Genomic DNA, 12,668 nt, shown 5'->3' with positions numbered 1-12,668 from the left:
TGGGTAACGGTTCTTGAACTGGGGCGGGCGCTTCTCGGCGAACGCGCGCGGGCCCTCTTTCGAGTCCTCGGACAAGAACACCGGAATGCCGTTGGCGGTGTCAGGCTTGAACGCCTCTTCCTCGTGCATGCCCTCGGTCTCGCGGATCGTCTTCAAAATCGCCTGCACCGCGAGCGGTCCATTGCCGGAGATCACCTCGGCGATCTCCAACGCCTTGGTCAAAGCCGAACCGTCGGGCACCACATAGCCGATCAGACCCATCTCCTTGGCCTCCGCGGCGGTGATGTGCCGACCGGTCAGCAACAGGTCACAGGCCACCGTGTAAGGAATCTGACGCACCAGTCGCACCGCCGATCCGCCCATCGGATACAGGCTCCACTTGGCTTCGGAGATGCCGAACTTGGCGCTCTCGCCGGCCACCCGGATGTCGGTGCCCTGCAGGATCTCGGTGCCACCCGCGATGGCCGGTCCCTCGACCGCGGCGATCAGCGGCTTGGTCAACCGCCGACCCTTGAGTAGCGCGTCGATGCGCGACGGGTCGTAGCTGCCGTCCTTGAAGGAGTCGCCGGGCGGCTTCTGGGTTGCGGTCTTGAGGTCCATGCCGGCGCAGAAGTAGCCACCGGCCCCGGTCAGGATGCAGCAGCGGATGTCTGGATCGTTGTCGACGCGGTCCCACGCCTCCACCATGATCTGCATCATTTCGGTGCTCAGAGCGTTGCGACGGTGCGGACGGTTCATTGTCACGATGAGCGTGTGACCGCGCTGCTCCACTATCGCGTCTGGACCGGATTCGTTTGCTGGAGCCTCGGCCACGGTTACCGCCTCTCGCTCGTCAATGGGCATCAGCTTGTCAAGAAATGTAACACGTTCTAATTTGGTGGCCGTGGCCCTGAATATTGCTGACCTTGCCGAGCACGCCATCGACGCTGTGCCGGACCGTGTGGCGCTCATCTGCGGTGACGAGCAGTTGACCTACGCCCAACTCGAAGAAAAAGCCAACCGGCTTGCGCACTACCTCATCGATCAGGGCGTCGGCAAGGACGACAAGGTCGGCCTGTACTGCCGCAACCGCATCGAGATCGTCATCGCGATGCTGGGAATCATCAAAGCCGGCGCGATCCTGGTCAACGTCAACTTCCGTTACGTCGAGGGAGAGCTGCGCTACCTGTTCGAGAACTCCGACATGGTGGCCCTGGTGCATGAGCGCCAGTACGCCGACCGGGTAGCCAACGTCCTGCCGGACACGCCGAACGTCAAGACGGTGCTGGTGGTCGAGGACGGCTCAGACGACGACTTCCAACGCTACGGCGGCGTCGAGTTCTACGAGGCGATTGCCGGCAGCTCGCCCGAGCGCGACTTCGGTGAGCGCACCGCCGACGCCATCTACCTGCTCTACACCGGTGGCACCACCGGCTTCCCCAAGGGCGTGATGTGGCGCCACGAGGACATCTACCGGGTGCTGTTCGGCGGAACCGACTTCGCCACAGGCGAATTCGTCAAGGACGAGCATGACCTGGCCAAGGCCGCCGCGGCGAATCCGCCGATGATCCGCTACCCGATCCCGCCGATGATCCACGGCGCTACCCAGTCGGCCACTTGGATGTCGCTGTTCTCCGGCCAAACCACCGTGCTGGCACCGGAATTCAACGCCGAACAGGTCTGGCGCACGATCCACGATCACAAAGTCAACCTGCTGTTCTTCACCGGTGACGCGATGGCGCGACCTTTGTTGGATGCGCTGCAGAAAGACAACGACTACGACCTTTCGTCGCTGTTCCTGCTGGCCAGCACCGCCGCACTGTTCTCACCGAGCATCAAGGAGAAGCTGCTCGAGCTGTTGCCGAACCGAGTCATCACCGACTCGATCGGCTCCTCGGAGACCGGCTTTGGCGGCACCAGCATCGTCGCCAAGGACGCGCCGCACAGCGGTGGCCCGCGGGTAACCATCGACCACCGCACCGTCGTCCTCGACGAGGACGGCAACGAAGTCAAGCCCGGTTCCGGCGTGCGCGGCTTCATCGCCAAGAAGGGCAACATCCCCGTCGGCTACTACAAGGACGAGAAGAAGACGGCCGAGACGTTCAAGACCATCAACGGCGTGCGCTACGCCATCCCCGGCGACTGGGCACTGGTGGAAGAGGACGGCAGCGTCACGATGCTGGGCCGCGGTTCGGTGTCGATCAACAGCGGCGGGGAGAAGATCTACCCCGAAGAGGTCGAGGCGGCACTCAAAGGCCATCCCGACGTGTTCGACGCGCTGGTAGTCGGGGTGCCCGACCCGCGGTACGGCCAGCACGTGGCGGCCGTGATTCAGGCCCGTGAAGGGGCGCGGCCGACGCTGGCGGAGCTGGACAGCTTTGTGCGTTCGGAGATCGCCGGCTACAAAGTGCCGCGCAGCCTGTGGTTCGTCGACGAGGTGAAGCGCTCGCCGGCCGGAAAGCCGGACTACCGATGGGCCAAAGAGCAGACCGAGGCCCGGCCGGCTGACGACGTGCATGCCGCGCACGCCAGCGCTTGACGCGCACCGAATACGTCAAGCGCAACCCGGCCGCGCCCGCCGACTTCTTCGAATGGGAAGCCACCGGCTTGCGGTGGCTCGCCGATGCCAATGGCGGTGTGCCCTGCGCTGAGGTGCTCGCTGTCGACGCCACAAGCCTGACGCTGCGTCGGCTCGATTCCGTGCCGCCCAGTGCCGAGGCGGCCTCGGAGTTCGGTGCCCGGCTGGCCGTCACGCACGACGCGGGCGCCGCGGCCTTCGGCGCGGGACCCGACGGCTGGGGCGGGCCGGGGTTCTTCGGGCCACTGTCGCAGCCGTTGCCGATGTCGTTGCGGCGGCATCAACGCTGGGGCGAGTTCTACGCCGTGGAGCGCCTGGTTCCGATGGCTGACCGGGCGGCGGGCCGACTCGACGCGGGCACCCGCTCCGAAATTGACGCCGTGGTGGCGCGGTGCCGGGCCGGCGCGTTCGACGATGACGACCCACCCGCCCGGCTGCACGGGGATCTGTGGAGCGGCAACGTGATGTGGACGCGCTCCGGCGTGGTGCTGATCGATCCCGCCGCGCATGCCGGTCACCGAGAGACCGACCTGGCGATGCTCGCTTTGTTCGGCTGTCCGCACTACGAGTCGGTGTTGGCCGGCTATCAGCGGATCCGTCCGCTGCAGCCTGGTTGGCGCCGCCGGGTCGGATTGCATCAGCTCTACCCGCTGCTGGCACACGTCGTGTTGTTCGGCGGCGGATACGCCGGCCAGACACGGGCCGCCGCGCGCGCTGCGTTGGAGGTTTAGAGTCGAACCGCGATGACGACGATCGACGTGTGGATGCAGCATCCGACGCAGCGGTTCCTGCGCAGCGACATGTTGGCTTCGCTGCGGCGCTGGACCGGTGGGGCGATGCCGGACCCTGAAATGGAGACTGAAATCCCGATCGAGGCGACGGTGGCCTCGATGGACGCCGCCGATGTAAGGTTCGGGTTGCTCAGCGCGTGGCTAGGTCCGGGCGGACAGGACTTGGTCTCCAATGACGAAGTCGCCGAATGGGTTTCGTCGTACCCGGACAGGCTGAGGGGTTTGACCACGGTCGACCTGGACCGTCCGATGGAGGCGGTACGGGAGTTGCGACGCCGGGTTGCCGAGGGATTCGTCGGGCTGCGGGTGGTGCCGTGGCTGTGGAACGCACCACCCACCGACCGCCGCTACTATCCGTTGTTTGCCCAATGTGTGGAGTCCGCGGTGCCGTTCTGCACCCAGGTGGGCCACACCGGGCCGTTGCGGCCGTCGGAAACCGGCCGTCCGATTCCCTACATCGACCAGGTCGCCCTGGACTTTCCGGAACTGGTGATCGTGTGCGGGCACGTCGGCTATCCGTGGACCGAGGAGATGGTCGCGGTGGCCCGCAAGCACGAGAACGTCTACATCGACACGTCCGCCTACACGCTCAAGCGGCTGCCGGACGAGCTCGTCCGATTCATGAAAACCGGTACCGGACAACGCAAAGTGCTGTTCGGCACCAATTATCCGATGATCGCGCACGCACACGCGTTGGCGGGTCTTGACGAACTTGGGCTAAGCGACGAGGCTCGGCGAGACTTCTTGCACGACAACGCCGAACGGGTGTTTAGGCTGCAACAACGAAAGGTGGACAGGTGAACGGTGCCCAGGCCCTGATCAACACGTTGGTCGACGGCGGTGTCGACGTGTGCTTCTCCAACCCGGGCACCTCGGAGATGCACTTCGTGGCGGCCCTGGACACCGTAGCCAAAATGCGTGGTGTGCTAACGCTTTTCGAGGGCGTGGCCACCGGCGCGGCCGACGGCTATGCCCGCATCGCCGACCGGCCCGCCGCGGTGCTGCTGCACCTGGGACCGGGCATGGGCAACGGCCTGGCGAATCTGCACAACGCGCGTCGCGCGCGGGTACCGATGGTGGTAGTCGTCGGCGACCACGCCACCTATCACAAAAAGTACGATGCCCCACTGGAATCCGACATCGATTCGCTCGCCGGCACCGTCTCGGGATGGGTCCGTCGCAGCGACACCACTGCCGAGGTCGGGCGCGACACCGCTGATGCCATTGCCGCCAGTGTGTCCGGTTCGCTCGTCTCGACGCTGATCCTGCCCGCCGACGCCTCCTGGTCCGAAGGCGCCGAACCCGCGCCGGTCGTGGCGTCGTCATTTCCTCACGCAGACCTCGACGACGGTTCAATAGCCCAGGTGCTGCGATCGGGGGAACCAACGACGATCCTGATCGGGGGAGACGCCACCCGCGGTGCGGGCCTGGCCGCCGCCGCACGGATCGCCGAGGCCACCGGCGCCCGGCTGTTGTGCGAGACCTTCCCGACGCGCCTGGAACGCGGAGCCGGCGTGCCTGCCGTCGAACGGTTGGGTTACTTCGCCGAGGCGGCGGCGGCGCAATTGGACGGTGCCAAGCATCTGGTGCTGGCCGGGGCGAAATCACCGGTCTCGTTCTTCGCGTACCCGGGCATGGCCAGCGACCTGGTGCCGGCGGGGTGCGAGGTGCACGTGCTGGCCGAATACAGCGGCGCCGGACTGGCTTTGGTCGCGCTGGCCGAGCAGTTGGCGCCCGGGACGACGGCACCGGTAGCGGCCGCGTCGCGCCCGCAACTGCCATCGGGTGCGTTGACGGCCGCATCGGCCGCCGAGGTGATCGGCGCGCTGCTGCCCGAACGCGCCATCGTCGTCGACGAATCCAACACCTCGGGCCTGCTGCTGCCGGGGGCCACCGCTGGTGCGCCCGCCCATGACTGGCTGACGCTGACCGGGGGCGCCATCGGGTACGGCATCCCGACCGCGGTTGGCGCCGCGGTCGCCGCGCCTGAGCGCCCGGTGCTGTGCCTGGAATCCGACGGGTCGGCGATGTACACGATCTCGGGGTTGTGGTCGCAGGCTCGGGAGAATCTCGACGTGACCACGGTGATTTACAACAACGGCGCTTACGACATTTTGCGGCTTGAGCTGCAGCGGGTAGGCGCCGGTTCGGAACCCGGCCCCAAGGCGCTCGACCTTCTCGACATCTCCCGTCCCACAATAGATTTCGTCAAGATGGCAGAAGGCATGGGGGTGCCGGGACGGCGCGCGACCACATGCGAAGAATTCGCCGACGCGCTGCGCGCCGCGTTCGCCGAACCCGGCCCGCACCTGATCGATGCGGTGGTGCCGTCACTGTTGGGGTGATGCGCGGCGCCTGCCGCGCCCGCGGCTCCGGCCCTACCCGCCGTGCCGCTCTGATGCCGGGTTGCCCGATTCAGTAATCGCCTTGGCTTGGGCCTTCAAAGCCGTTGCGGCGCAACGTCAAGCAACGCCGCCCGCGCCAGCGGTGCCCGCGCTGCCGCCGGTGCCGCCCTTGCCGCCGCCGGTTACGGTGCCGGTCTGACCAGCCTGGCTGTTGCCACCCGTGCCACCGGTACCGCCGAAGTTGCCGTTACCGGCTTGGCCGCCCGAGCCGCCAAGGCCACCGGCCCCACTTAAGGCCCCGTTGCCGCCGGTGCCGCCGGTACCATTCGTGCTGCCGCCTCCGCCGCCTCCGCCGCCACCGCCGTTGCCGCCGTTGCCGCCGTCCCCGCCTTGTCCGCCCGCACCTCCGGCACCGCCGTTGCCCGCGGTTCCGACGCCAAGCGGGCCGGGGTTACCCGCGGCGCCACCGGCGCCGCCATTCCCGCCGGCGCCGCCGGTCATGCCGATGGCGCCGTTGCCGCCCGTCCCGCCATTGCCACCGGCGCCCGACACGCCCGACCCACCCGCGGCAAACGCGACACCACCGCCGGTACCGCCGTTGCCACCGGTCCCGCCAATGACGCCGCTGCCTCCGGCACCTCCGGCGCCGCCGGCACCGCCGGTGCCCCCGCTGCCGCCATTGGCTCCGCCGGCGCCTCCACTACCGCCTAGGCCGCCGCTGCCACCGAGGCCCGCGTTGACCGTGCCGTTGCCCCCGTTGCCGCCGTTGCCGCCGTCGCCGCCGGTAGCGGTTCCTTTGCCCGCGGTGGCGAATCCGCCGTTACCGCCGCTGCCGCCGTTGTTGCCATTGGGTACCGGCTGGCTCTCAAGGATGGTTGGATCTGCGTTGCCGCCGTTACCGCCATCGCCGCCGTTGGCCGCGCTGCCGTCAGTGAGCGCCGTAGCACTTCCGCCTTGCCCGCCTTGGCCGCCGTTTCCGCCGTTTCCGTTGCCCGCGTTGCCGCCGTCGCCACCGTTGGCGGTCCCGGTCTTGCCCGTCTGGGTGGCACTACCACCTTGGCCGCCATTACCTCCGGCGCCACCGTAGAGGCTGCCGGCTCCGCCCTCGCCGCCTTTGCCGCCCTTGGCGGTGCCGCTGTCGGCAGCGTTGGTTCCGGCGCCGCCGAGTCCACCTTGACCGCCCGTCTGCACCTGGCCATTCGGGAGTCCGCTGTCGGGGCTGCCAGGAGTTCCGGGTCCGCCGTCTCCCCCGGTGGGATTGGCGGCGCCGCCATTGCTGCCGGCGGCGGCCTGCCCCACCGTCGGGCCGACCGGAATATTAATGCCATTGGCACCTGTGCCGCCGCTGCCGGCGGCGCCGCCGTTGCCACCGTCGCCGCCCTTTCCGAGGGCGCCGTTGCTGCCGGCACCTCCGGCGGTGCCGCCCACACCCGGGTCGCCGCCGCTGCTGCCGTTGCCACCGGTTCCCCCGTCTCCACCCGAAGCGGTGGGGTCGAAGCCAGGCCCGAAGGTTTGTGAGCCAGCGGCGCCGTTGGCACCGATGCCGCCGTTGCCGCCCTTGCCGCCGTTGCCGCCGGCGCCGCCATTGCTGCTGGTCACAGTGGCGCCGCCGTTGCCGCCAGTGCCGCCTTTGCCGGCCGAGCCGGCGTTGCCACCGCCGCCCCCGTCGCCGGCGGTAGTGCTGGTACTAGATCTGGTGTTGCCCCCCGCCACTCCGGTGCCGCCGTCTCCGCCGGACCCTGCGTTCCCGCCGTTGCCGCCCTTGCCCCCGGTGCCTGCGGTCGCGCCAGGCGCAAGGCCGCTGCCGCCGTTGCCGCCGCCGCCGCCGTTGCCGGCGTTGCCGCCGTCTCCGCCGGCGCCACCGGAGCCGGCGGCGGCACCGCCGGTGCTAAACGTTCCGCCGATCGCCCCGTTACCGCCCTTGCCACCCTTACCGCCGTTGCCGCCGTCGCCGCCGATGCCGCCGGTCCCGCCCACGCCACCGGCCCCGGCGGTGCCACCCGCGCCGCCGGTGCCGCCGGTGCCGCCGTTTCCGCCCTGACCGCCTTGGCCGCCGTCGGGCGCGTCCGGAAGACCGCTGGTGGGGGTGACAGCATTGCCGCCCTGCCCGCCGTCAGCAGCGTTACCCGCGTTGCCGCCAGCACCGCCTTCGCCACCACTGCCGCCGACACCGCCGGCGTTCCCACCGGCACCGCCGCCGCCGCCGTTGCCGCCGCCGCCGCCGATACCGCCAGTGGCGCCGGCCGGGGCACCGGGCGTGCCATTGTTGCCGGTCCCGCCGGCGCTGCCATTGCCGCCGGTGTTGCCGGCGCCGCCCTTGCCGCCGGTGCCACCGATGCCGCCGTTGGCGCCATTGGCACCACCGTCTCCGCCGGCACCGCCGTCGCCGCCGATGAACCCGTTGTTGCCGTTCTGGCCCACGCCGACCGGTGCGCCGTTCTGGGCGGTGCCGCCGTCGCCGCCGTTGCCGCCGAGCCCACCGTTGCCGCCCTTGCCCAGAGTGCCGGCCGTGCCTCCGTTTGCCAGCCCGGCCGCGCCGGGAGCGCCACCGGCACCGCCGTTGCCGCCCTTGCCGCCGGTCGGCGCGTTGGTGCTGTTGTTGCCGGCGTGCCCGCCGTTGCCGCCACCACCGCCGTCGCCGCCGTCGCCGCCGGTCCCACCCTTTCCGCCGGCGCCGCCTGCGGCACCGCCGGCGCCGCCGTTACCACCCTTGCCGCCCGTAATGCCGTCCCCGCCAGCCGTGTTGGCATTGGCTGTGTTGTCGGTGCCGTTGCCGGCCTTGGTGCCGTCGCCGCCGTCGCCGCCCTTACCTCCGTTACCGCCTGCGCCGTCGGCCCCCTTCGCACCGCCGAAGCCGCTGCCCGCCGCGCCGCCGCTGCCGGCCACGCCGCCGTTCCCGCCGCCGCCGCCGTTGCCGCCGTCATTGCCGCCGAGCGCACCATCGGTGCCGTTGCTGCCATTGCCGCCGAGCCCGCCGGCACCGCCGGTGCCGCCCTTGCCGGCGAGCCCGCCCGTCACCGCGGCGCCGCCCTGACCACCGTTGCCGCCCTTGCCCCCGACGAACCCGGTGTTACCGTCCTTGCCCGCGGTCAGCTGCACCGCGCCGTCGGCGCCTTTGCCGCCCTGGCCACCGGTGCCACCGGTGCCGCCCGCACCGACACCACCGGACAGCCCTCCGTTGGACAACATTCCGGAGGCACCCGCGCTACCGCCAGGACCCGCCGCACCGCCGGTGCCGCCGTCGCCGCCGGTGCCGGCGGCCACCACGGTGGACCCGATACCACCTTCGCCGCCCGTTCCACCGGTGCCGCCCTGGCCGCCTTGGCCACCGGCACCGCCGTGCCCGAACAGCACCGGACCCGCGCCGCCCTGTCCACCGGCGCCGCCGTTGCCGGCAAGGCCGCCGTTTTCACCGGTACCGCCGATCGCGAGGCTCGCCTTACCGCCGCCGCCGTTACCACCCTGACCGCCGGCGCCACCGTCGCCGCCGTTCATGAACAGTCCACCGGCCCCGCCATTACCGCCGACGCCGCCATCACCGGCGCCGCCACCGCCCAGGGCACCCGGAGCGCCGATACCGCCGGCACCACCGGTGCCACCGGCCCCGATCAGCAATCCGCCGTTGCCGCCGTTGCCGCCGTGCCCGCCGGTGCCGCCGCCGCTTCCACCCTGGCCGCCGGCACCGCCGACACCACCGCCGCCAATCAGGTAGGAACCGTTGCCGCCGGTCCCGCCGGACCCACCGAGGCCACCGCTGCTGGCGCCCAGACCACCGATGCCGCCGGCGCCGCCGGCGCCGAACAGCCAGCCGCCGCTGCCGCCGTCGCCGCCCCTGGCGCCGTTGATGCCGCCAGCGCCGCCGGTCCCGCCGTTGCCGATCAGCCCGGCCGATCCACCGTTGCCGCCGGGCTGGCCAGTTGCACCCGCGGCGCCGTTTCCGCCGCTGCCGAACAGCCAGCCACCGTCGCCGCCGGGGGCACCCGGCGTGGTCGCATTTGCCCCGTTGCCGATGATGGGGCGCGACAGCAGTGCCTGCAGCGGGTCGGTCGCGGCGGCCGCGGCCAACCGGAAGTTTGCCGTCTCGGCGGCGGCGTAGGACCCCGCGCCATTGGCCAACGTCGCTACCAGCTGGTCGTGGAAATTGGCGGCCTGCCCGGCGAGCGTCTGAAAGCCAGCCGCGTGTTGGGAGAACAGTCTCGTGATGGCCGTCGAAACCTCGTCAGCTGCGGCAGATATCAAGCCCGTCGTGGGTGCCGCGGCCGCCACGGTGGCCGCGTTGATGGTCGATCCAAGGCTGGCCAAATTGGTCGCTACAGACGTCATCGTTTCCGGCACGACAAGCAGATATGACATCCGGCACCTCGCATTAACTAAGGGGGCCCGGCGGCGGCCAGGCAAGCATCGATGCAAGCGGTTAGGCGCGGATAGTATCGCGTCCGGACAGCGCGTTGTTGGATTCACGCGTAATAGGAAAAAGTCTCGGCAAAGCCATGTGTTCCGGCCGCTTCGCGCGGCGAAGGTGAGCACTTGCTCCGCCAGCGAGCGTCAATATCGACCGTGCCAAATGGGCTCGTGGCGCTCCGTCGTCATCTCGACTGTGACGCTAGCTTCACGCTCGGCGCCGAACGTGAAGCTGGCGTCACGCTCGGCGATGATGCGGGCGGGCGGGCGAGGTGACGTAGGGCGCCACCCTTAGCGCGAACCGCTTCCCCAGGGTCCGTCGCTGCCGTCGGTGCCGTCGTTGCCGACGGGAGTGCCGCCGCCTCCGATGCCGTGGTGCCCGCGAGCACCGCCGAAGCCTGCAGCGCCGGCATTTCGGTTGTTGGAGCTGCCGTCGCCGCCGGCGCCGCCGTTGCCACCGTTGCCGCCGGTACCGCCCTTGCCGCCGTTGGTCGCCGCGCCGCCGGTGCCGCCGTCTCCGCCGCCGCCGCCGCGGCCGCCGCCCCCTCCGGTGCCATTTCCGAGTTGGGCCGAGCCGCCATCTCCCCCGTTGCCACCGGTGCCGCCGATTCCGCCGGACCCGGCGGTACCGCCGCCGAGTGCTGCGCCGCCGATGCCGCCGTTGCCGCCATGTCCGCCGAGGCCGCCGGCCTCGCCCACCTCGTAGCCGACGAAGTCCCGCCCCCTGCCGCCGATGCCGCCTTGGCCGCCGCTGCCGCCGGTGCCACCATTGCCCGTGCCGCTCGCGGTGCCGCCTTGACCGCCGTCGCCGCCCTGACCGCCGGTGCCGGCGTTCTGTGTGCTACCGCCTTGGCCGCCGGTGCCACCGGCGCCGGCGTTGCTACTGCCGGTCGAGGCGGCGCCTTGGCCGCCGTTGCCGCCGTTGCCGCCGGTGCCACCGGTCCCGTCTCCGCCGGTGCCGCCTTGGCCACCGGTACCGGCTTTGCCACCGCCGGTCGCGATGCCGCCGGTGCCGCCGGTGCCTCCATTGCCTGCGGCGTCGCGGCCGGTTCCGGTGCCACCGGTGCCGCCCTGGCCGCCGGTGCCGCCGGCGCCACCGTCGGTCGCGGTGCCGCCTTGACCTCCAGCGCCGCCGGTGCCGGCTTCGCCGCCGTCGGTTGCGGTGCCGCCGGTGCCGCCTTGGCCGCCGGCGCCGGCATCGCCACCGAGCACGTTTAGAACACCGCCGCGTGGGCCGCCTTGGCCGCCCTGGCCTCCAGTGCCGCCAGTGCCGGCGTTGCCGCCGCCGGTGGCGCTGCCGCCGCTGCCGCCAAGTCCACCGCTGCCGCCTTTGCTGGCAGACGGGCCGAAGAGGCTGTTGCCGCCCTGGCCGCCTTGGCCGCCCTGGCCTCCGCTGCCGCCAGTGCCGGCGTTGCCGCCGTCGGTTGCGTTGCCGCCACTGCCGCCCTGGCCACCGTCGCCGCCCTTGCTGCCAGACTGGCTCAGGACGGCGTCGGCGCCCCTGCCGCCGTTGCCGCCAAGGCCACCGGTCCCGCCGGTGCCGCCGTGGCCTGCGCTGCCTCCGACACCTCCGTTACCGCCATTGCCTGCGATTGACAGCGCGCCAGCGTCGGCACCGTCGCCCCCTCGGCCGCCGCTGCCACCGGTGCCAGCGCTACCGATGGTGCCGCCGGTGCCCCCGGTACCGGCCGACCCCCCGGCCCCCGCGTTGCCACCGTTGCCGCCTGTTCCGCCGGTGCCGGGTGTGCCACCAGGTTGGTTCACGACGCCGGCCGTTCCATTGGCGCCGGTGCCGCCGGTGCCACCGTTGCCTCCGGTGCCCCCGCCGCCGTTGGTGCCGCCGGTCCCGCTGTTGCCGCCAGCCCCGCCGGCGCCGCCCGCCGCGCCGGCAAAGCCGTTGACGCCGGTGCCGCCCTGGGTGCCATTGGCGCCCGATCCGCCGGTGCCGCCGTTGCCTCCGGTGCCGCCGTTGCCTGCGCTGCCGTTGCCGCCGCCAGTGCCGCCGGTGCCGGACAAACCCCCGGCGCCGGCATCGCCGCCGGTGCCGCCGTTGCCTCCGATGCCGGCGGCCTGGCCCACGACGCCCGCGCGACCCGACGCGCCGGTGCCGCCGGCCCCGCCGTCGCCCCCGTCACCGCCCGTTCCGTTGATGCCGCCGGCCCCGCCGCTGTTGCCTCCCGCACCGCCGGCCCCGCCGGTTCCACCGTTGCTGCCGGCAACACCGGTGCCGGAGACGCCTTCGCCGCCGGTCCCGCCGGTGCCGCCGTTACCGCCGTGCCCGCCATCGCCGCCGCGACCGTAGAACTGCCCCTGGGCGCCGCCAGCGCCGCCGTGACCGCCGGCCCCGCCCGCGCCGCCGCTGGTAGCGGGCGCACCGGTGGTTGCATCGGCCGCTGTTCCGGATCCGCCCGTTCCGCCGTCACCGCCCAGACCGCCGGCGCTAACGGCGGGGCTGGGGCGCCCGGCGCGACAGGCCTGGTCGGTGGGACGGGCGGAGATGGCGGCGCCGGCGGCGCGGGCGGCACCGGCGGGCACGGCGCGGTTGGCGCCGCGGGCTCGACCGGCGGTATCGGC

The 12,668-nt window shown here is 71.7% G+C and carries 6 protein-coding genes and 1 pseudogene; 4 read left to right on the top strand and 3 right to left on the bottom strand.

What is annotated here, in order from left to right:
* A partial coding sequence (locus tag A5634_RS01130) for a crotonase/enoyl-CoA hydratase family protein (protein ID WP_155769285.1) occupies positions 1–843 on the bottom strand: 843 nt, incomplete at its 3' end.
* A 34-nt stretch (positions 844–877) separates the two neighbouring features.
* On the opposite strand from A5634_RS01130, the gene A5634_RS01125 reads away from it, so the two are divergent.
* Genes A5634_RS01125 through A5634_RS01110 form a run of 4 tightly spaced genes read left to right on the top strand, consistent with a single transcriptional unit; the run spans position 878 to position 5,693 of the window.
* Entirely contained in the window at positions 878–2,518 is a 1,641-nt protein-coding gene (locus tag A5634_RS01125; RefSeq protein WP_065142256.1) for an acyl-CoA synthetase, read from the top strand.
* The gene (locus tag A5634_RS01120; RefSeq protein WP_065142255.1) at positions 2,515–3,288 is read left to right on the top strand and encodes a fructosamine kinase family protein; all 774 of its coding nucleotides are present in this window, start codon (positions 2,515–2,517) and stop codon (positions 3,286–3,288) included. The genes A5634_RS01125 and A5634_RS01120 overlap by 4 nt, the downstream gene beginning before the upstream one ends.
* A gap of 12 nt (positions 3,289–3,300) precedes the next feature.
* Positions 3,301–4,149, top strand: coding sequence for an amidohydrolase family protein (locus tag A5634_RS01115; RefSeq protein WP_065142254.1), 849 nt, complete (start codon positions 3,301–3,303; stop codon positions 4,147–4,149).
* Positions 4,146–5,693: an acetolactate synthase large subunit gene (locus A5634_RS01110; protein WP_065142253.1), complete on the top strand. Its 1,548-nt coding sequence runs from the start codon at positions 4,146–4,148 to the stop codon at positions 5,691–5,693. The genes A5634_RS01115 and A5634_RS01110 overlap by 4 nt, the downstream gene beginning before the upstream one ends.
* Positions 5,694–5,810: 117 nt before the next feature.
* Here A5634_RS01110 and A5634_RS01105 read toward each other — a convergent pair whose 3' ends face one another.
* Positions 5,811–10,046 (bottom strand): PE family protein, encoded by a 4,236-nt coding sequence (locus A5634_RS01105; protein ID WP_065142252.1) that lies wholly within the window; start codon positions 10,044–10,046, stop codon positions 5,811–5,813.
* A 339-nt stretch (positions 10,047–10,385) separates the two neighbouring features.
* Positions 10,386–12,668, bottom strand: a pseudogene (locus tag A5634_RS28485) (PE family protein); the annotation flags it as partial.

It is taken from the genome of Mycobacterium asiaticum, from assembly GCF_001673365.1.
In the GTDB taxonomy this organism is placed as follows: Bacteria; Actinomycetota; Actinomycetes; order Mycobacteriales; family Mycobacteriaceae; genus Mycobacterium; species Mycobacterium asiaticum_A.
The sequence above is the reverse complement of the archived record's forward strand: the minus strand, read 5'-3'. Positions and strand labels throughout refer to the sequence as shown.

Bases quoted from the DNA above. Each gene is read 5' to 3' on its own strand.
- A5634_RS01115 (WP_065142254.1), top strand. From the start codon at position 3,301: ATGACGACGATCGACGTGTGGATGCAGCATCCGACGCAGCGGTTCCTG.
- A5634_RS01105 (WP_065142252.1), bottom strand. From the start codon at position 10,046: ATGTCATATCTGCTTGTCGTGCCGGAAACGATGACGTCTGTAGCGACC.